Source organism: Caulobacter sp. FV1ye6ST (assembly GCF_058681225.1).
Genome location: NZ_CM178733.1, coordinates 4,313,387 through 4,332,022, shown reverse-complemented (window position 1 = coordinate 4,332,022; position 18,636 = coordinate 4,313,387). Strand labels below are relative to the sequence as shown.

The window sequence follows — 18,636 nt, the reverse complement described above, 5'->3', positions numbered from 1 at the left end:
AGCGGCGTGGCGGACGGCGGTCGGGACAGCTCAGCTGGGGCATGACCCACACCTTGCTCAACCGCCGCGCCCTGCTCACCGCCGCCGGCCTCGCCCTCCCGACCCTGGCCTTCGCGCGGGCCCTGGGCCAGACAACGGCCCCTCCCCAGGCCGGCCCCTTCAAGTTCAAGGGCTGGAAGGGCCAGGACACCGACGCCGAGCGGGGCTTCCTCGAGGTTCCCGAGGATCGCCGCATTCCGGGCTCGCGGAAGATCCGGCTGCACTATGTCCGGTTCGCCTCGACGGCGGCCAAGCCCGGTCCGCCGATCGTCTACCTGGCCGGTGGTCCCGGCGGCACGGCGACGCGCGCCCTGGCCGGACCGCGGTTTCCGATCATGATGGCCCTGCGCGAGGTGGCCGACGTCATCGCCTTCGACCAGCGCGGCACAGGCCTGTCCAACGCCATACCGGAGCGGCCGGCCTCGAAGCGCCCGCCGCCGGTGTTCACGGAGGCCGGATTGACGGCCTATGTCCGCGAGGATTTCCAGGAGGCCTGGGCCGACTGGACCAAGGCCGGCGTGGCCATGACCGGTTACAACACCGAGCAGAACGCCGACGACATCGACGACCTGCGCCGTCACCTGGGCGCGGAGAAGGTCGACCTGTGGGGCATCAGCTACGGCACGCACCTGGCGCTCAGCATGCTCAAGCGTCATGGCGACCGGGTGGGCCGCGTGGCCCTCGCCAGCCTGGAGGGTCAGGATCAGACGGTGAAGCGGCCGGCGGCGGTCGACGCCCTGCTGCGCCAGGTGGATGGGCTGCTGGCCGCCGATCCCGCCGTCCGGGCGGCGATTCCCGACCTGCCGGCGCTGATGCGGCGGGTCCACGCCAGGCTTGAGGCGTCGCCGGCGCCGATGGCCGCCACGCTCAATGGCGCGCCGGTCGAGTTGAAGCTGGGCGGTTTCGCGCTTCAGCTGATGGCCGGCGGCCTGATCGCCAATCCCCAGACCCTGGTCATGCTGCCGAAGCTGTACCTGGCGCTGGACGCGGGTCGGATGGACGTGCTGACGCCGTTCATGGGCGAATTCGCGGGCCTTCTCGGCATCGCCGGCATGCCCGAGGCCACGGACCTGGCGTCAGGGATCTCGCCGGCCCGGCTGGCCCTGGTGCGGCGCGAGGCCAAGACCGCCGTGGTGGGTTCGGCCCTGAACTTCCCGATGCCGCAGCTGCTGGGCGCGGTCCCGGGCGTCGACCTGGGCGAGGGCTTCCGGGCGCCGTTCCGCATCGACCATCCCGCCCTGCTGGTCGCCGGCACGCTGGACGGCCGCACGCCGATGTCCGAGCAGGACGAGGTGGCGGCCCAGTTCCAGCACAAGTCGCGGGTGATCGTCGAGAACGCCGGCCACAACGTCTTCGAGGCCCATCCCGAGGTGCAGCCGCTGCTGGTGCGGTTCTTCAAGGGCGAGGCCGTGGCCGACACCCGCCTGACGCTGCCGCCGCCGAAGTTCACGCTGGCTTAGGCGGGCCTAGGAAGCCCGGATCTTGACCACCTTGGACGGGCCGACCTGACGCAGGTCCTCGACCAGGTCGAACAGGTGGGCGCGGACGGCGGCTTCGTCGCCGTCCTCGGCCAGGGCGTCGAGGGCCAGCAGGCGCTCGGGCTCGATGATCGGGGCGTCGGCCAGGCGCAGGGCTTCGATGATGCCCGGGGCCTTGGGGCGGGCGACTTCGTTCACGTCGACCAGGGTCTCGGTCAGTTTCTCGCCGGGCCGCAGGCCGGTGATCAGGATCTCGATGTCCTTGCCGGGCGTCAGCCCCTGCAGCTCGATCATCCGGCGGGCCAGGTCGATGATCTTGACCGGCTCGCCCATCTCCAGGGTCAGGACGCCGGCCTCGGGTTCGGAGGCGATGCGCGACAGGGCCACGGCGCGCAGCACCAGCTGCACGGCCTCGGGGATGGTCATGAAGTAGCGCTCGACCGCGGCGTCGGTCAGGGTGATCGGGCCGCCGCGGGCGATCTGGCTCTGGAAGATCGGCACGACCGAACCGGCCGAGCCCAGCACATTGCCGAAGCGGACGATGCTGACCCGCATGTCGCCGCCGCCGCCGTACTGGCGCGCCACCGCCTCGGCCACGCGCTTGGCCGCGCCCATCACGCTGGTCGGGGCCACGGCCTTGTCGGTGGAGATCAGGGCCAGGTGCGCGGCGCCGCAGGCCTTGGCGGCGATGGCGACGTTTCGCGTGCCCAGCACATTGGTGCGCACGCCCTCGCACGGATGGTTCTCGACCAGGGTCACATGCTTCAGCGCCGCGGCGTGGAAGATGATGTCGGGGTGCTGCTCGGCGAAGACGCGGTGGACCCGGGCGGCGTCGCGGACGTCGCACAGGATCTCGCGGCGCGGCATCCCCGGCCAGGTCTGGGCCATCTCGCGGTCGATGTGGAACAGGTTGTATTCCGAGGCGTCGACCATGGTCAGGTGGGCGCAGCCGCTGGCGGCGATCTGGCGGCACAGTTCCGAGCCGATGCTGCCGCCGGCCCCGGTGACCAGGACGCGGCGGCCCGCGACCAGGGCGCGGACGGGCTCGGGGTCGAGGCGCACCGGCGGACGGCTGAGCAGCTCCTCGATGCTGATCTCGCGCAGCGAGGCGACGGCGGCGGCGTCGGCGCCCATCTCGACCACGCCGTGACGGCGCAGCAGGCGCACGCCCTCGGTCTTCAGCCGGCCCAGGCGCTCGGCGCCGAAGGTGCTCATGGCGCTGTCGGTCAGGAACAGGATGGCCGAGGGCGAGAGGCCGCTGTCGCGAAGGCGGGCCAGCACGCTGTCGAAGTCGGCGATGGAGCCCAGCACGCAGACGCCGCGCAGCTCGTCGCCCATCTCGCGGTCATGCGGCGAGACCACGCCGATCGGGGCGTAGCGTTCGCCGAGGCCGGCCGGGGCGCGCAGGAAGGCCTCGGCCTCGTTGGCCGAGCCGATGATCAGCAGGCGCGGCAGGGCCGGCTGCATCGAGGCCGGACCCAGGCGCAGGACCGAATCGAACAGCTGGCGCTCGTGCAGGCTGCGGCGGATGACGCGCAGGGCCGACAGGAAGGTGGCCTGGATCAGGGCCGCGCCGGCGACCATGCGCAGGCCGCCGTCGATTCCCGGGTGGACGAGGCGGGTGATGGCCAGGAAGGTCGCCGCCGTCAGCACGGCCGAGCGGAACAGGCGCAGGTGGTCGCTGGCCGAGACGAAGCGCCAGGGCGCGCGCTCGACGCGGAACAGCAGTTCGACGATCAGCGCGCCCAGGCCGTAGTACGCCGCCTGCACCAGGGTGTCGGGCGTGAAGGGCATGTCTATGACGAGGTATCGACCGAACAGCAGGGCCAAGGCGGCCAGCAGGACGTGGGCCGCGATCTTGCCAACATGCCCCATGAATAGAACCTCTCGGCCTGAAGGTCGGGTCGCGCCCGTGAAACGCGTTCGGGCTTAGCACGTGAAATTGTCGCCGTCGCGGTTTCAGCCGCGACGCAGGGGCAGAACGTCGACGATGTCGTTCGCCGAGGCGGCGGGGTCCCCCGCCCGTCGCCGAAGGAGAGCATCGGCCCGCGCGAAGACGCCGACCAGCGAGGAATCCTGATCGGGGAATGCGCGGGCGATCGTTCGCCCCTCGGGATCGACGGACAGGGCCGCGCGCATCCAGTGCTCGCGCGGGCCGGTCGACGGCAGGGGCTCGGCCAGTCGCGCGGGGACCAGGCGGACCTCGGCGTCGCCGCCGGACAGGGCCGCCAGCAGCGGGCGCAGGAACAGCTCGGCGCAGACCAGGGCCGACGCCGGGTTGCCGGGCAGGCCGAGGACGCGGCGGCCGCCGGCCCCATCGCTGGACGCCAGGCGTCCGGACCAGGTCGGCTTGCCCGGGCGCAGGGCGATCGTCTCGACGGAGAGCTCAAGACCCAGGGTCTTCAGGGCGGGCTTGACCAGGTCGTGGTCGCCGACCGAGGCGCCGCCGATGGTGACGATCAGGTCGACGTCCACCGGCTGAACGGCCGCCGCGATGGCGTTCGCGTCGTCGTTGGCGGCGGTCAGGCGGACGGCCTCGCCGCCCCAGGCCTGGACCAGGGCGACCAGGCTGAACGAGCCGCTTTCGAAGATCTGGTCGGGGCGAGGGCTGGCGCCGGGCGGGACCAGTTCGTCGCCGGTGGCCAGGATCGCCACGCGCGGCCGGCGGGCGACGGCGACCTCGCCGAGACCGGCCGAGGCGACCAGGCTGAGCCGCCAGGGATCGATGACCACGCCCGGCTCCAGCAGGACGTCGCCGGCCTGGAAGTCCCCGCCGGCTTCGCGGGTGTTGGACTTGGGGGTCTCGCCGGCCTGGAAGCTTACCGTGTCGCCGTCGCGGAGGGCTTCTTCCTGGATGACGACCAGATCGGCGCTGGCCGGGATCGGGGCGCCGGTGAAGATGCGCACCGCCTGATCGGCCCGCACCGGGCGCGGATAGGCCTTGCCCGCCGCGCTCTCGCCAGCGATCGCGAAGGCCTTGCCGGGCGCGTAGTCGGCCCGCCGGATCGCCCAGCCGTCCATGGCCGAGGCGTCGAACGGCGGCTGTGGGCGGGCGGCGGCGACGGTCTGGGCCAGGACGCGGCCCAGGCTGTCGGCGAGGGCGACGGTCTCGACGCCCAGCCGGCCGGCGCCGTCCAGGATCCGGGCGCGGGCGTCTTCGACGGTGAGGTTCTTGAGGTTCATGGGGCGCTTATATCCTTCTGCTCCCCTGTTGGGGGAGCGGCCCCCTCTACCCCACGAACGCCCGCTCGATCACGAAGTCGCCCGGTTCGGCGTTGGAGCCTTCCTTCAGGCCGTGGGCCTCCAGCAGGGCGGCGGTGTCCTTGATCATGGCCATCGAGCCGCACAGCATGGCGCGGTCGTTCTCGGGGTCGAACTTGGTCTGCTCCAGGCCGAGGTCCTTGAACAGCTTGCCGCTCTCGATCAGGTCGGTGAAGCGGCCCTGGCGTTCGAACGGCTCGCGGGTCACGGTCGGGTAGTAGGTCAGCTGGGCGCGGGCCTCGTCGCCGACCAGCGGGTCGTCGAAGATGTCGTGGGTGAACAGGTCGCGATAGGCCAGCTCCTTCACCTCGCGGACGCCATGGGCGACGATCACGCGCTCGAAGCGGCTGTAGGCGTCGGGGTCGCGGGCCACCGACAGCCAGGGCGCCAGGCCCGTCCCCGTGCCGAACAGGAACAGGCGCTTGCCCGGGCGGACGGCGTCCAGAACCAGGGTGCCGGTCGGCTTCTTGCCCAGCAGGATCTCGTCGCCGGGCTGGATCAGCTGCAGGCGCGAGGTCAGCGGACCGTCCGGGACCTTGATCGAGAAGAACTCCAGCTCCTCGGCGAAGTGCGGCGAGGCCACCGAATAGGCGCGCAGGATCGGCTTCTTTTCGCCCAGTTCCTCGCGTGGCGGCAGGCCGATCATCACGAACTCGCCCGAGCGGAAGCGCAGGGACGCCGGCCGCGTGATGCCGAAGCTGAACAGGCGGTCGGTCCAGTGCTTGACCCACAGCACCTTCTCGACGTGGAACGGGGCGTCTTTAACCGGCGTGCCAATGGGGGGCGAAGCGCTCGCGGTGGCCGTCATCTGAGCTCTGAAATCCTTGAGAGAAACGGGCGCCGCCACGGCCCTGAGGCGACGCCCGTCTCATTTGTGCAAGCCCGTCTTGATGTCAACGCCGGTTGTCTAAAGCCGTCGTCGGAAAAACTTCGCCGCCGGGTTCGCGTCCACGCGCCCCGGTGCGGGCTGGGCGACGACGGTGTGTCGGGGAGTCGAAAGATCAGACCCAGTATTCGCCAAGGGGCGGAAAGCGGCGTCTCGGTTCGCGAACAGATGTTCAGATGAGAAGAGTTATCTTCCGTCGACGGTAGCAGATTTCGTCTTCGACGTTCAGCTTCGCCGAGCCGTGCGCCTGTCGTCGGGTTGGCGACAATCTTTGTCTCGAACCGTCAAATCAGCGGACCGGTTTTTCGAAAACGGCAAAAATGTGATTGCCGCTACTCCAAACGAGGCGCAAGCTTGCTTTTGCTTCGTTCGCGAAGCCAACGACACGGAGGAACGTATGCGGGTAAGGTTCATAGAGGCCGCCGCGGCGGCCGGTCTGTTAGCGTTTGGTTTGGCTGGTTGCAGTGACGGCGGCGCGAAGACGAAACTCGCGCAAGCCAATCAGGTTGTCGTGGAATCCACCTCTGTCACGGCGTCGGGCTGCGTGCGGCCCGTCGAGAAGACCAACTGTCTGGTCGTGAAGGGGCGTGGCGGCGGCTATTACGACATTAGCAGCGCCAGTCCGGCGCCGGACCTGTCCAAGGGCGTCGCGGTTTCGCTGCGGGGCAGGGACGCGGGCAAGAACACCCAGTGCGGCCGCGAGCTGACGGACGTGAAGTGGTCGTATCTGGGCATCCAGTGCGGCGCGACCACCCCGGCCAGCGACTCGACCACGGCCGCCAAGGGCGACAAGGCCAAGCTGGCCAAGGCCGGCTAGGTCGCGCGGCCTGGTCACGTAGAAGGCCAGTCCCGATCAAGCGGGACTGGATGTCTCAACCCTCGCCGGAGCCCGGATCCGTCTCGGTCTTCGGCGAACGGGTGCTGTCGGCCGCGCCGTGAGGCTCGGTGGCCGGTCGCGGCGGCGCGCCGTCGCGGGACGGGGACTTCTGGTTTTCGTTCTCGACCTCGCGATTCGACGGACGATCGGAGGGCGAGGCGGGGTTGCTGATCGTGGGCATGGCGAAACAACGCCCCGGGCGCGGCTTTGATCCGCGTGTCGAGCCCCGCCGGCCAGGACAAAAGTGGCTGTCCGGCCTTCGAAGCCGCTCAAACCTTTCCGCGCCGCTTGCCCGCCGAACGCGACCCTGCTAAATGGCGCGGCTCTGGCGACAGGACGTGGCGCGCCGAGGCTTCCAAGCCTCCCGGCGCGCTGTCTGTCTCCGGATGTCCGTCGGCCCGAAAGGGTGGTCGGTCCGCAGGAGTGTAGCTCAGCTGGTAGAGCGTCGGTCTCCAAAACCGAAAGTCGTGGGTTCGAGTCCCCCCACTCCTGCCACTATATATGTCTGACGGGTCGCTTTCGGACCCGGCTATGGCCACCGGGCCGCTTGTCGGTCCGGGTCCAACTTAGGAAGTCGTGAGCCTCTAGAGCATGGCCAGGAAACCGGGATCCAGCCCGTCAGCGATCAAGAACCGCGCCGCCAAGACGGCCGCGGCGATGGCGCCCGCCGGGGCCGCCGCCGTTGTCGCGCCCGCGGCGCCCAAGAAGCGCACCACGCCGGTGCAGTTCTTCCGTGAAGTGCGCGCCGAAGCCCGCAAGATCACCTGGACCAGCCGCAAGGAAACCTGGATCACCTCCGTGATGGTCTTCATCATGGTGGTCCTGGCGTCGTTGTTCTTCCTGGCCGTCGATGGCGGCCTGGGCTTCGCCATCAATCAGCTCCTGAAGCTGGCGACCGCGGGATAAGATAGAGACGATGAGCACCGAAACCGCGTCCAACCCGAACCACAAGTGGTACATCGTCCACGCCTACTCGAACTTCGAGAAGAAGGTGGCCGAGAGCATCCGTGAGCAGGCCAAGAACCAGGGCCTGGAAGAGAACTTCTCCGAGATCCTCGTGCCGACCGAAGAGGTCGTCGAGATCCGCCGCGGCCGCAAGGTCAACGCCGAGCGCAAGTTCTTCCCTGGCTATGTCCTGGTGAAGATGAACCTCTCGGACGAAGCCTACCACCTGATCAAGAACACTCCGAAGGTCACGGGCTTCCTGGGCAGCGGCTCCAAGCCGATGCCGGTCTCCGAAAAGGAAGTCCAGCGCATCGTCGGCGCCATCGAGGAAGGCGTCGAGAAGCCCAAGACCGTCGTCCTGTACGAAGTCGGCGAGAACGTCCGCGTCATCGACGGCCCGTTCGCCAGCTTCAACGGCTCGGTCGAGCAGGTCGACGAGGAAAAGGCCCGCCTGCGGGTCACCGTCTCGATCTTCGGCCGCGCGACCCCGGTCGAGCTGGAATACGCCCAGGTCGAAAAGATCTCCTGATCCTTCGATCCGCGCTGGCGACCAGCACCGAACGACAAAGGCCCCGCGTCGCCCGACGCGGGGCTTTTTCGTGATCGGCCGCCTGAGTTATCCACAGGGCGCCGCGTCGCGGACGTCCTGAGCGCGGCGTGCCGGAGCGCCGGACGCCTTGACGTCGCGGGCCTGGCGCCGCGGCGTGAGCACGGGGATTGGCCGGCCTGTATCCCCGCACCGTCATGAGCGTTTCTGTTGTCGCTCAAGGGCTTGGCAAAAAACGCCGGTTTCACATCATCGGCGTTCGCGGCGGCCGCATGCTAGGGTCATGAGCCCGACCCGAGACCCCAGCGCCTGGTGCGCCGCCTTGCAGGCCAAGCTGATGGCCGCCGTCGACGCCGCCTGGGCGCTGATCGAGGACAGCCCCGACCCCGCCGTGGTCGCCCAGGCTCGCCTCAAGGCCCGCGCCTGCGGCCAGCTGGCCGCCGACGCCCGCAAGATCGCCGGCATGGTCCGCGCCGCCTCGCCGGCCAGGGCGCGGCCCGAGCCGGCCATTCCGGACGATCTCCTCGAACGCCTCGAAGCGGCGGCGACCCGGGCCCTGGTCCCCGAGGCGCCGGAGCCGCGAACCAAGCCCCCCGCCGCCCAAGCCGTCGTCATGCGCGCGACCCTCCAGAAGCTGGGACGAAAGGGGCGGTAGGGCGCGGCTATCGACGCCCACGTTTCACAAAGACGACGATGAGCGCCCCACTGATCGCCACGAGAACCGCGATCCAGCTCGCCGGTGAGAAGTGGGACATCGAAGCCTCCAGTGCGGGTCGTGAAAGCCCGCGGCCTTCCCTCCCGCTACGCAAGATCGAAGACCCGCCCGAAAGCGGACGTTCCGAAAGACTGGAGAGGGAGGGAAACGGCCCGTGCTCCCTCTCCCATAGGGAGAGGGCTGGGGTAAGGGGTTACGGCGCTCGACTGAGTGCCGGCACGCCGTCCAGCTCGTAACCCCTCACCCTCCCACGCTTCGCGCGGGCCCCTCCCTCTCCCTAAAGGAGAGGGTTTCAACGCCCGGCTTGGGCAGAAAACGGAGCCCCTAGCGCGCTCGGACAACGGACCCTGGGCCTCGTCCACAGCGGACAACATCCCCCTCCGACGCGACCGAGCCGGCCTCACGTCGCCCGCTTTCCGCAAACATCGCGCGTGGGAAAGGGCTGGGTTCGCGTGAAAGTCGTGATAGCGTCAAGATCGGGCCAATCCTTCTTGTTCTGTCATCGGGCCGCATATGTCTTTGTCACCGCCTGGACCGTCGAGCGCGGCCGTTCCAGGCTCCACATGATGATGTCGTGGATCCACGGCGAGGCGCTTCCGGCGAGCCTGGGCGCCAAGGTCCTTGGCGGCGCCCTGGCGGCCGGACTGTCGGTCGCCCTGGGGGCCTTGCTCCAGGCCCATGCCGGCGGCGGCGAGCCCCTGATGGCGGTCTTTCCCATCCTGCTGGTGACGTGCCTGCGCCTGGGACCGGTCGCCGGATGGCTCTGCCTGGTCGGGGGGCTGCTCGGCGCCTGGTATGTCTATCTGGGTCAGCCGCTCTCGTTCGTCGTCAACGCCCAGGAAGCCCGCGCGCTGATCACCGCCGCGATCGTTGGGGGTCTGATCATCGGCGTCTGTGGTCTCCGGCGGTCGGCGTTGGAAAAGCATGCGCGGGTCGAGGACGCGCTGATCCTGAACGAGGCGCAGTTCCGCGCCAGCTTCGAGAACGCGGCCGTGGGCAAGGTCCAGACCGAACCCCTCTCCGGACGGATCATTCGCGTCAATGCGGCGTTCGCCGCCATGCTGGGCTACGCGCCGGAGGACCTGGTTGGCCGGGTCGGCTGGGAGCTGACGCTCGAGACGGACCGGCAGGCCGATCAAGACGCCTATCAACTGATGCTGGACGGCCAGGTTCCCGCCTATATCCGCGAAAAGCGCTATGTGCGCCGCGACGGCGAAGTGATCTGGGCGCGCGTGTCGGCGACCGTCACGCGCTCGCCGAAGACGGGCCAGCCGATCCTGGCCGCCGCCGTCGTCGAGAACATCGACGAACAGCACCGTTCAAGGCTGGCGCTGGTCAACGCCAAGCACGACCTGGAGGTCCTGTCGGCGGAGCAGGCGGCCACCATCGCCCAGCGCGATCTCCTGCTGCGGGAGGTCTATCACCGGGTGAAGAACAATCTGCAGATCATCGACAGCCTGCTGGTGATGCAGCGGCGGCGGCTCGGCGATCCCGAGGCCAGGGCCGCCCTGGCGGGCCTGCGCGGCCGGGTCTTCGCCCTGGGCCTAGTGCATCATCAGCTGATGGGGTCGCGGGATCTCAAGACGTTCGACGCCGCGCCCTTCCTCGAGGAGCTGTCCAACAACCTGCTGCAGGGCGTGGCGACCAAGGACGTGCGCCTGTCCGTCAACGCCATGCCGCTGCGGGTCGGGCTGGACTTCGCCATTCCCCTGGGTCTGATCGTCACGGAACTGGTGACCAATTCGCTGAAACACGCCTTCCCCTCCGGAGACGGGGCCATCGAGGTCTTGCTGAAGCGCGGCGAAGACGACAGGGTCACGCTGATCGTGTCCGACGACGGCGCCGCCGCGCCGAACAGCGGTTCTGACGCGGCGCCGGCGCCGGCGTCGCTTGGCGTGACGATCGTCGACGGCCTCGTGCGGCAGTTGGGCGGGACCCTGACCGTCCGACGCGGCCCCGGTTTTCACACCGAAATCGATCTGCCTGGACCCGTGCTATGACGAAGACCCTTGGTGACACCGTCCTCGTGGTGGACGACGAGTTCCTGATTGCTCAAGGGCTTTCCATGCAGGTGGAGGACATGGGCCTCGTCGTCTGCGGCACGGCCGCGACCGCCGACGCCGCCGTGGCGCTGGCTCAGCAATATCGCCCGGCGGTGGTCCTGATGGACATGCGCCTGCTGGGCGACAAGGACGGCGTCGACGCCGCCCTGGCCATCTACGAGACCGTGGGCTCGAAGGTCATCTTCGTCACCGGCTCGCGCGAGCCGGCGACGATCGAGCGCATCAATATGGACCATCCGGCGGGCGTGCTGTTCAAGCCGGTGTCGGATCAGCAGCTGCAAGCGGCCATTCACGCGGCCATGGCGGCTTAGGCTCCGAGACGCGCGCGCCTCACGCCCGCGTCTCGATCATCCCCACCTTCAGATCAGTGGCCGTATAGACGCACTCGCCATCGACGATCAGGCGGCCATTGGCCAGGCCCAGGGCCAGCTTGCCCCGGCGGACCTGGCGCAGGCTGATCTCGTAGCGGACCAGCTTGGACGCCGGCGTGATGTCGCCGCGGAACTTGACCTCGCCGACGCCGAGGGCGCGGCCCTTGCCGGGCGAGCCCGACCAGCCCAGCCAGTAGCCGATCACCTGCCACATGGCGTCCAGCCCCAGGCAGCCGGGCATGACCGGGTCGCCGATGAAGTGGCAATCGAAGAACCAGAGGTCGGGGGTGATATCCAGCTCGGCGACCACGTGGCCCTTGCCGAAGTCGCCGCCGTCGAGACTGATCTCGGTGATGCGGTCCATCATCAGCATCGGCGGCGCGGGCAGCTGGGCGTTGCCTGGCCCGAAATAGCCGCCCAGGCCCGACTTCAGCAGGTCGGCCTTGGTGTAGTGGTCCTGGGGCGTGTGGAAATCGCGCGGATCGGCCAAGTCTCTCTCCCGTACCCCGGTCCGCGCGGTGGTCTCGATCGCCGCCGCATCCGCCCGAGGTCTGCTCAAGCTGTGGGTGCGGCGGCGGGATCGTCAAGATCGGGCGGTCAGGCGGTGAAGGACATCGTGCTCAGCACCTGCTCCAGCACCACCAGCGGCATGGCCCCGCGCAGCAGCACGTCGTGGAAGGCCTTGGGGTCGAACTTGGCGCCGGCCTTGGCCTTGGCCACGTCGCGCAGGCGCTCCCACTCGGTGTGGCCGATCTTGTAGCTGCAGGCCTGGCCGGGCCAGATGCAGTAGCGGTCGATCTCGCGCTGCACCCGCGAGCGCGGCATGCCGGTGTTGTCGACCATGTAGTCGGTGGCCTGGGCGCGGCTCCAGCGCTTGTGGTGCATCCCGGTGTCGACCACCAGGCGCACGGCGCGGAACTGCAGCGACTGCAGGAAGCCGATCTCGCCCAGCGGGTCGTCGTGATAGGCCCCCATCTCCGCGGCCAGCTGCTCGGCATAGAGCGCCCAGCCCTCGCTATAGGCGGCGAAGCCCATGCCGGCCCGGCGCAGCATCGGGATCTCCCGCGAGCCCAGGGCGATCGAGCCCTGCCAGACGTGGCCGGGCAGGGCCTCGTGATAGGTCAGGGTCGGCAGGCTGAACTTCGGCCACTCGGTGGTGTCCTTGAGGTTGATGTAGAAGCGGCCCGGGCGCGAACCGTCCAGTGACGGCGGCTGGGCGTAGCCGTTCGGGGCGCCGTCCTCGATCTCGGGCGGCACGCGGACGATCTCGACCGGGGCGGCGGGCAGGGTGCGGAACTGGGTCGGCAGCTGGGCGCGGATGGCCTTGGTCTGGGCGTTGAGGTCTGCCAGCAGCATGGCGCGGCCGGCGTCGGTGTTGGCGTAGAGCTGGTCGGGGCGGGCCGACAGGGCCGTCAGCCGCGCGGCGACCGTGCCGGTGGTCAGGCCCTGCTTCTTCAAGAGGACATCAATCTGGGCGGTCAGGTCGGCCACCTGGTCGAGGCCCAGCTTGTGGACCTCCTCGGGCGTGCGGCGGGTGGTGGTCTGGAAGGCCAGGGCCCCGGCGTAGAAGGCCTCGCCCATGGGCAGCTTCCAGGCCCCGGCGTCGCCGGTCGCCTTGGGGCGCAGGGCCTCCAGGGCGGCGATCTGGCGGTCGAGGGCCGGCTGCACCTTGCCGCCGACAATGGCGCTGGCGCGGGCCGACCAGTCGCCGGCGAGACCGGCCTTGGCCGCGCGCGCGACCAGGGACTGGACGATGCTGGTCTGCTCCGGCGCGGGCGAACGCTGTCGCTTCAGCTGGGCCAGGCCCGCGTCGAGGGCGAAGTCGGGGGCCAGCACGCCGGCGGCGGCGTCCATCCTGAACGACGCGGTGTTGTCGTCGAGGACCCGGGCATAGGCCTCCAGCCGCGAGAGGTAGGCTTCGGCGTCTTCCCTGGTCTTCACTGGATGGCGGGAATCCAGGAAGTCCGGGACCGCCTGGTATGGGCCGGTCAGCTGGCTCAGCACATAGGGCGAATAGGGGGCGTAGCCGAAGCCGGCCGGGCCCTCGCCATATCTGAATTTTTCGCCGCCTTCGACGATGCGCTTGTAGGTGTAGGTGGTGACCTCGTGGTCGACGCGGGCGGCCTGTGACAGCTGGGCCGGGTCGATCCTGGCCAGGGCCGCGACGCGGTCCTTGCGCTGGGCGACCCAGGCGGAGCGAGCCGCGCGCGAGCCGTCGTTCAGCTGGGCGCGCTGGCCGGCGCGGGCCCCGACGTCCAGGCCACGGCTGGTGGCCGTCTCGGGCGAGGCGTCGAGGTCGGCTTCCCAGAACTGGTCCAGCAGCGCCTTGAGCTCGGCGTCCTTAGCTCCCAATGGGGATCCGGGCGCGGCGAGGGCGGGCGAGACGGCCAGCGGCGTCAGCGCGACGCCCAGCAGAAACTGACGACGATCCATGAAAACTCCCCCGCGCCCCTGCGCTGTTTCGCAGATACGTTATCCGATCAAGGCGCGCGCGCCAGCGCCTCTCGACTCCGTAGCGATTCAAGACGAACCTGCCTCGGAGTGGATGAAGGAGTTGGGCGATGAGCAGTCCAAAAGGCGCCTGCCTGGTGGTGGGTGTCGGCGACGGGGTCGGCGGCGCGATCGCCAAGGCCTTCGCGGCCGAGGGCTATACGGTCTGCATGACCCGCCGCCCGCGCCACCTTGAGCAGCTGGAAGCCCTGGCCGCCGAGATCGGCGAGAGCGGAGGCGCGGCCCGCGCCTATGGCGTCGACGCCCGCCAGGAGGCGGAGATGATCGCCCTGGTCGATCGGATCGAGGCCGAGGTCGGGCCGTTGGAGATTGTCGTCTTCAACATCGGCGCGAACGTGCGCTTTGGCCTGACCGAGACCACGGCCCAGGTGTTCAGCAAGGTCTGGGAGATGGCCTGTTTCGCCGGCTTCCTCACCGCCCGTGAGGCCGCGCGCGTGATGGTTCCGCGCGGTCGGGGCACGATCCTGTTCACCGGAGCCAGCGCCAGCCTGCGTGGCAAGGACGGCTTTTCGGCCTTCGCTTCGGCCAAGGCCGGCCTGCGGGCGGTGGCCCAGAGCGCGGCGCGGGAGCTGGGGCCCAAGGGGATCCACGTGGCCCATGTCGTGGTCGACGGGGCGATCGACGGGGTCTTCACCCGCTCGATTCGCGAGGACGTCCAGGGCCTGCTGGATCGCGACGAGATCCTGAAACCCGCCGAGATCGCCGCGAACTATGTCTGGCTGCACGGCCAGCCGCGCTCGGCCTGGACCCACGAGATCGACCTTAGGCCTTGGGGAGAAGTGTGGTGAGCGCCATGAGCAAGACCGTCGACTTCATCTTCGACTTCGGCAGCCCCAACGCCTACCTGGCCTGGAAGGTGCTGCCGGACATCGTCGGCCGCCACGGGGCGAGCGTGACTCTGCTGCCGTGCCTGCTGGGCGGCATCTTCAAGGCCACTGGCAACCAGGCCCCGGCGATCGCCTTCGGTGGCGTCAAGGGCAAGATGGACTACGAAATGCTGGAGATGCGCCGGTTCATCGAAGCGCACGGGCTTTCCGCGTTCCGGTTCAATCCGCACTTCCCGGTCAATACCCTGCTCTTGATGCGCGGCCAGATCGCCGCCCAGCGGATGGGCGTCGGCGAGGCCTATCTCGACGCGATGCTGAAGGGCATGTGGGAACAGGGCCTCAAGCTCGACGATCCCGAGGTGTTCGTCGCGACGGCGAACGCGGCCGGACTGGACGGCGCGGCCCTGCTGGCGGCGACCGGAGAGCCCGAGGTGAAAGGGGAGCTAGTGGCCAACACCGAGGCCGCCGTCGCGCGCGGCGTCTTCGGCATCCCGACCTTCTTCGTCGGCGGCGAGATGTTCTTCGGCAAGGAGCGGCTGAGCCAGGTCGAGGCCGAGTTGGCGAAGGGGTAGGGGGGCAAATCAGCGGGGCCGTCCTCGTCCTTCGACAAGCTCAGGATGAGGACGAATTTCAGCGCCGTATGTCAGTAGAAAACCTCATCCTGAGCTTGTCGAAGGACGAGGTTTTCGCTCCCCCCTAAGCCTTGGCCATCAGGCGCGGCTCGGACAGCACGCCGAACGCGTGGCCCAGGCGGATCATGGCTTCGGCCAGGCCGTCCATCTGCGCTTCGGTGTGGGCGGCCGAGATGGCGCAGCGCAGCAGGCTCTCGCCCGACGGCGTGGCCGGCGGCAGGCCGATATTGACGTAGTAGCCGGCCTCCAGCAGCGCGCGCCACATGCCCAGGGTCGTGGCGTCCGACTCCAGGCAGACGGCGACGATCGGGCTGGGCGTCGAGCCCAGCTGGAAGCCGGCGGCCTCCAGCGCGCCGTACAGGCGGTTGACGTTGGCCCACAGCTTGGCGCGCAGGTGCGGGCGTTCCTTGACGGCTTTCAGCGAGGCGCGCACGGAGGCCACGGTCGCCGGCGGCAGCGAGGCGGTGAACATGTAGGGGCGGCAGGCGATGCGCAGCAGGTCGAACTGCTCGTGGTTCGACACGCAGTAGCCGCCGACGGCGCCTAGGCTCTTGGAGAAGGTGCCGACCACGAAGTCGACCTGATCCAGCAGGCCTTCCCGCTCGGCCAGGCCGCAGCCGTTGTCGCCCAGCACGCCCATCGAGTGGGCCTCGTCCACCAGGATGTAGGCGCCGTGGCGCTTGGCGACCTCGACGATCGCCTTCAGCGGGGCCATGTCGCCCAGCATCGAATAGATGCCCTCGACGACGACCAGCTTGTTGCCCGGCTCATCGGCCAGGCGGCGCAGGCGCTTGTCCAGGTCGGCGGCGTCGTTGTGCTTGAAGCGGATGGCGCTGGCTTGGGTCTGCTTGCAGGCGTCGTAGATCGAGGCGTGGCTGTCGGCGTCCAGCAGCAGGAAGTCGCCGGCCCCGACCAGGGTCGAGATGATCCCGAGATTGGCCTGGTAGCCGGTCGAGAACACCATCGAATGGCGCATGCCGTGCAGCTCGGCCAGTTCACGCTCCAGCGCGACGTGGTCCGAGAACGAGCCGTTGGCGATCCGCGAGCCGCAGGTGCCCGTGCCTTCGCGACGCACCGCCTCGACCGCGGCCTCGATGCTGGCCTCGTCGAAGGCCAGGCCCAGATAGTTGTGCGTCCCCACGGTCACGGTCTTGCGGCCGTTGATGATCGCCTCGCTGGCCGAGAGGAGCTGGTCCATCACCACGCCGGTCGGCATCTGGCCGGAAGCGCGAGCCGTCTCGTAGCGGGCGGCCAGGGCGGAGTGGCTGTCGAAGAGTCCCAAGTGCGTGCTTTCTGAAATTCGGCGCGGGTGGTGGTCGCAAGGTTCCGCTTGTTCGGAAAATGGAATACAGTCTAAAAATAGACGTATCAATGAAAATGGATTCTGTTCCAAACTCTGGGATGGCCCTGCGGGAGCGGGGCAAGGCGCGCCGATATGCCGAGATCGTCGGCGCGGCGGCTGTTCTGTGGCGTGAGCACGGGTTTGACAAGGTCTCACTCAGTCAAATCGCCGCGGCCGCCCAGGTGTCGCCCCAGACCATCTATAATCTGATCGGTGGCTTGGACGCCGTGGGCCTGGCGGTCATCAACGTGGCGATGAACCGGGTCGAGTCGCTGCTGTCCCGATCCGCGGCGACCGGCGTCGCCTTCGCGCTGGAGGCGGCCCGCGCTTCGGCCCAGCTCTATATCGACGACGCGCACCTCTATCGCCAGGTGCTGGTGCGGATCCCGCGCGTGCTGTTCGAGGGCACCCACCTGGGCCGCGACGTCGCCCAGATCGTCATCCAGGCGATGATCCAGGCCCAGGTCGCCGGCGAAATCGCGCCGCATGTCGATCCCGACCGATTGGGGCGGGTGATCTACGCCAACTATCTGGGCGCGATCTACGACTGGGCCTGCGGCGACGCCAGCGACGCGGTGTTCCTGGAAACCAGCCAGGTCGCGGTTCTGGCGCCCGCCGCCGCCTGCGCCACCGACGCGGCGCGTCCAAGCCTGACGGCGGACCTCTACGCCATGCTGCGCTGCCCGAACGCGGCCTGAGCACGCGGCCTGAGCACGGGCCTCGCGCCCTTTGACTCTCCCCTGACCACCTGCTAAACGCCGCGCCTCGCTCCCGAACCCCGGTCCTTTGGACCTTGGGTGTTTTGGAGCGTGCTTGTCGTTTCGGCGGCGGGCTCAAATCCGTGGGAGGGCCGCCAAGCCCGGACCACGGCTCACCAGCGAGGGCTCCGGCCCTCACGAGAGGATAATATGGCTAAGAAGATCCTGGGCTACATCAAGCTCCAGGTGAAGGCTGGCTCGGCCACGCCTTCGCCCCCCATCGGCCCGGCTCTGGGTCAACGCGGCGTCAACATCATGGGCTTCTGCAAGGAGTTCAACGCGCGCACCGAGAACGTCGAAAAGGGCACGCCCCTGCCGACCGTGATCACCGTCTACCAAGACAAGTCGTTCACCTTCATCACCAAGACGCCCCCGGCGACCCACTACCTGAAGCAGATCACCGGCCTGAAGTCCGGCGCGAAGCTGACCGGCCGTGAGACCGTCGGCGAAGTGACGCGCACGCAACTGCGCGAAATCGCCGAAAAGAAGATGAAGGACCTGAACGCCAACGACATCGAGGCCGCGGCCAAGATCATCGAAGGCTCCGCCAAGGCCATGGGCCTGAAGATCGTGGAGGCCTAATCACATGGCTAAGCAACCCAAGCGCATCAAGGCCTGGACCGGCGACCGTGAGGCCGCTCACTCGGTCGAAGCCGCCATCGCCCTGGTCAAGGCCAACGCCAAGGCCAAGTTCGACGAGTCGATCGAAATCTCGGTCAACCTCGGCGTCGATCCGCGTCACGCCGACCAACAGGTCCGCGGCGTCGTGAACCTGCCGTCGGGCACGGGCCGTGACGTCCGCGTCGCCGTCTTCGCCAAGGACGCCAAGGCCGCTGAAGCGACCGCGGCGGGCGCCGAGCACGTCGGCGCCGAAGACCTGTACGAAAAGATCGCCGGCGGCTTCATGGACTTCGACCGCGTCATCGCGTCGCCGGACATGATGGCCCTGGTCGGTCGCCTCGGTAAGGTGCTGGGCCCGCGCGGCCTGATGCCGAACCCGAAGGTCGGCACCGTGACGCCGAACGTCGGCCAAGCCGTCAAGGACGCCAAGGGCGGCGCTGTCGAGTTCCGCGTCGAGAAGGCGGGCATCGTCCACGCCGGCATCGGCAAGGCCTCGTTCACCGACGAAGCCCTGGTCATCAACGTCAAGGCTCTGATCGAAGCCCTGAACCGTGCGAAGCCGTCGGGCGCCAAGGGCGTCTACGTGAAGCGCATCGGCCTGTCGTCGACGATGGGTCCGGGCTTCAAGGTGGACACCGCCTCGGTCGGCTAATCGCCGCTGAAGCTTAAGCTACCTGGACGGGCGCTGGAGCGATCCAGCGCCCGTCTTGCGTTTGGGCTGGGGTTTGGCGGGGCGGCCGGGCGATGTTATCTTCGGCCCAAG

Annotated in this window: 19 protein-coding genes, 1 tRNA gene and 2 pseudogenes; 14 read left to right on the top strand and 8 right to left on the bottom strand. The window is 68.8% G+C overall.

Translation table 11 applies throughout. The features are described 5' to 3' along the window. Positions 1-41 precede the first annotated feature (41 nt). On the top strand, positions 42-1,499 hold the full coding sequence (locus ACW175_RS20565) for an alpha/beta fold hydrolase (RefSeq protein ID WP_492101804.1): 1,458 nt from the start codon (positions 42-44) through the stop codon (positions 1,497-1,499). A gap of 6 nt (positions 1,500-1,505) precedes the next feature. Here the strand turns inward: ACW175_RS20565 and ACW175_RS20560 are convergent, their stop codons facing one another. The 3 genes from ACW175_RS20560 to ACW175_RS20550 form a co-directional block, all read right to left on the bottom strand. Beyond that, complete coding sequence (locus ACW175_RS20560) at positions 1,506-3,392, bottom strand: polysaccharide biosynthesis protein (protein WP_492101803.1); 1,887 nt, start codon at positions 3,390-3,392, stop codon at positions 1,506-1,508. 84 nt (positions 3,393-3,476) lie between these two features. Then, positions 3,477-4,700 carry a molybdopterin molybdotransferase MoeA gene (locus ACW175_RS20555; protein WP_492101802.1) on the bottom strand — a complete coding sequence of 408 codons (1,224 nt, stop codon included), beginning with the start codon at positions 4,698-4,700 and terminating at the stop codon, positions 3,477-3,479. 46 nt (positions 4,701-4,746) lie between these two features. Then, positions 4,747-5,586, bottom strand: a complete 840-nt coding sequence (locus ACW175_RS20550) for a ferredoxin--NADP reductase (RefSeq protein ID WP_492101801.1) — start codon at positions 5,584-5,586, stop codon at positions 4,747-4,749. Positions 5,587-6,061: 475 nt separating this feature from the next. Here ACW175_RS20550 and ACW175_RS20545 point away from each other — a divergent pair, with 475 nt between their 5' ends. Further along, positions 6,062-6,481: a hypothetical protein gene (locus ACW175_RS20545; RefSeq protein ID WP_492101800.1), complete on the top strand. Its 420-nt coding sequence runs from the start codon at positions 6,062-6,064 to the stop codon at positions 6,479-6,481. A gap of 55 nt (positions 6,482-6,536) precedes the next feature. Here ACW175_RS20545 and ACW175_RS20540 read toward each other — a convergent pair whose 3' ends face one another. Next, positions 6,537-6,722: a hypothetical protein gene (locus ACW175_RS20540; RefSeq protein WP_492101799.1), complete on the bottom strand. Its 186-nt coding sequence runs from the start codon at positions 6,720-6,722 to the stop codon at positions 6,537-6,539. A 238-nt stretch (positions 6,723-6,960) separates the two neighbouring features. On the opposite strand from ACW175_RS20540, the gene ACW175_RS20535 reads away from it, so the two are divergent. The 7 genes and pseudogenes from ACW175_RS20535 (at position 6,961) to ACW175_RS20505 (ending at position 11,122) form a co-directional block, all read left to right on the top strand. Then, a tRNA-Trp gene (locus ACW175_RS20535) sits at positions 6,961-7,036 on the top strand. Positions 7,037-7,132: 96 nt separating this feature from the next. Continuing rightward, positions 7,133-7,447, top strand: coding sequence for a preprotein translocase subunit SecE (secE, locus tag ACW175_RS20530; RefSeq protein ID WP_492101798.1), 315 nt, complete (start codon positions 7,133-7,135; stop codon positions 7,445-7,447). A gap of 10 nt (positions 7,448-7,457) precedes the next feature. Further along, a complete protein-coding gene (gene nusG / locus ACW175_RS20525; protein ID WP_099581184.1) occupies positions 7,458-8,015 on the top strand; it encodes a transcription termination/antitermination protein NusG in 558 nt (185 codons plus the stop codon). A gap of 301 nt (positions 8,016-8,316) precedes the next feature. Beyond that, positions 8,317-8,688 (top strand): hypothetical protein, encoded by a 372-nt coding sequence (locus tag ACW175_RS20520; protein ID WP_492101797.1) that lies wholly within the window; start codon positions 8,317-8,319, stop codon positions 8,686-8,688. A 155-nt stretch (positions 8,689-8,843) separates the two neighbouring features. After that, a pseudogene (locus ACW175_RS20515) lies at positions 8,844-9,026 on the top strand (hypothetical protein); the annotation flags it as partial. 285 nt (positions 9,027-9,311) lie between these two features. Then, the gene (locus tag ACW175_RS20510) at positions 9,312-10,748 is read left to right on the top strand and encodes a sensor histidine kinase (protein ID WP_492101796.1); all 1,437 of its coding nucleotides are present in this window, start codon (positions 9,312-9,314) and stop codon (positions 10,746-10,748) included. Next, positions 10,745-11,122, top strand: coding sequence for a response regulator (locus ACW175_RS20505; RefSeq protein WP_492101795.1), 378 nt, complete (start codon positions 10,745-10,747; stop codon positions 11,120-11,122). The genes ACW175_RS20510 and ACW175_RS20505 overlap by 4 nt, the downstream gene beginning before the upstream one ends. A 19-nt stretch (positions 11,123-11,141) precedes the next feature. Here ACW175_RS20505 and fabA read toward each other — a convergent pair whose 3' ends face one another. Beyond that, complete coding sequence (gene fabA / locus ACW175_RS20500) at positions 11,142-11,672, bottom strand: bifunctional 3-hydroxydecanoyl-ACP dehydratase/trans-2-decenoyl-ACP isomerase (RefSeq protein ID WP_492101794.1); 531 nt, start codon at positions 11,670-11,672, stop codon at positions 11,142-11,144. Between the two features lie 107 nt (positions 11,673-11,779). Next, the gene (locus ACW175_RS20495; RefSeq protein WP_492101793.1) at positions 11,780-13,615 is read right to left on the bottom strand and encodes a DUF885 domain-containing protein; all 1,836 of its coding nucleotides are present in this window, start codon (positions 13,613-13,615) and stop codon (positions 11,780-11,782) included. A 128-nt stretch (positions 13,616-13,743) separates the two neighbouring features. On the opposite strand from ACW175_RS20495, the gene ACW175_RS20490 reads away from it, so the two are divergent. Together ACW175_RS20490 and ACW175_RS20485 are read left to right on the top strand one after the other, a co-directional pair. After that, positions 13,744-14,481, top strand: coding sequence for an SDR family NAD(P)-dependent oxidoreductase (locus tag ACW175_RS20490; protein WP_492101792.1), 738 nt, complete (start codon positions 13,744-13,746; stop codon positions 14,479-14,481). A 5-nt stretch (positions 14,482-14,486) separates the two neighbouring features. Beyond that, on the top strand, positions 14,487-15,092 hold the full coding sequence (locus tag ACW175_RS20485) for a 2-hydroxychromene-2-carboxylate isomerase (RefSeq protein WP_492101791.1): 606 nt from the start codon (positions 14,487-14,489) through the stop codon (positions 15,090-15,092). A gap of 18 nt (positions 15,093-15,110) precedes the next feature. On the opposite strand, the pseudogene ACW175_RS20480 reads toward ACW175_RS20485, so the two are convergent. Both ACW175_RS20480 and spt read right to left on the bottom strand, forming a co-directional pair. Next, positions 15,111-15,208: pseudogene (locus ACW175_RS20480) on the bottom strand (hypothetical protein); the annotation flags it as partial. Positions 15,209-15,216: 8 nt separating this feature from the next. Next, positions 15,217-16,434 carry a serine palmitoyltransferase gene (gene spt, locus ACW175_RS20475; RefSeq protein WP_492101790.1) on the bottom strand — a complete coding sequence of 406 codons (1,218 nt, stop codon included), beginning with the start codon at positions 16,432-16,434 and terminating at the stop codon, positions 15,217-15,219. Between the two features lie 119 nt (positions 16,435-16,553). On the opposite strand from spt, the gene ACW175_RS20470 reads away from it, so the two are divergent. The 3 genes from ACW175_RS20470 (at position 16,554) to rplA (ending at position 18,525) form a co-directional block, all read left to right on the top strand. Continuing rightward, positions 16,554-17,192, top strand: a complete 639-nt coding sequence (locus tag ACW175_RS20470; RefSeq protein ID WP_492101789.1) for a TetR/AcrR family transcriptional regulator — start codon at positions 16,554-16,556, stop codon at positions 17,190-17,192. Positions 17,193-17,402: 210 nt separating this feature from the next. After that, on the top strand, positions 17,403-17,834 hold the full coding sequence (gene rplK / locus ACW175_RS20465) for a 50S ribosomal protein L11 (RefSeq protein ID WP_058346464.1): 432 nt from the start codon (positions 17,403-17,405) through the stop codon (positions 17,832-17,834). A gap of 4 nt (positions 17,835-17,838) precedes the next feature. Next, entirely contained in the window at positions 17,839-18,525 is a 687-nt protein-coding gene (gene rplA / locus ACW175_RS20460; protein WP_492101788.1) for a 50S ribosomal protein L1, read from the top strand. Positions 18,526-18,636: the final 111 nt, after the last annotated feature.